Source organism: Desulfocastanea catecholica, from assembly GCF_054657295.1.
Genome location: NZ_BAAHYZ010000147.1, coordinates 1 through 366, shown reverse-complemented (window position 1 = coordinate 366; position 366 = coordinate 1). Strand labels below are relative to the sequence as shown.

Below are 366 nucleotides of genomic sequence, written 5' to 3'. Positions count from 1 at the left end.
GAAGCAGCTGACCATACTGGCTTCTGGTTTCTGGCCTTCCGGCTTCTGATTGGTGGAGGTGAACGGGATCGAACCGATGGCCTCCTGCGTGCAAGGCAGGCGCTCTCCCAGCTGAGCTACACCCCCAAATAAATCAACGGTGGTGGGCCTAGGTGGACTTGAACCACCGACCTCACGCTTATCAGGCGTGCGCTCTAACCAGCTGAGCTATAGGCCCAGTTTTCGATCATACAAACGACAAAAAAAAACCGCTAGCAACTGGTTTTACGTTCTTCCACCTGGAAAAGATCATCACGATCCTTCAAAACTGAATAACAACGGCAAACGGGGTTAATCCCCACGCAGGTTAAATCTGCTTTTTCCTTA

Annotated in this window: 2 tRNA genes; both read right to left on the bottom strand. The window is 51.1% G+C overall.

The window, feature by feature from the left end:
- Window positions 1–50: 50 nt before the first annotated feature.
- A tRNA-Ala gene (locus tag ACYQ8U_RS23280) sits at window positions 51–126 on the bottom strand.
- 14 nt (window positions 127–140) lie between these two features.
- Window positions 141–217, bottom strand: a tRNA-Ile gene (locus tag ACYQ8U_RS23275).
- Between the last annotated feature and the right edge of the window lie 149 nt (window positions 218–366).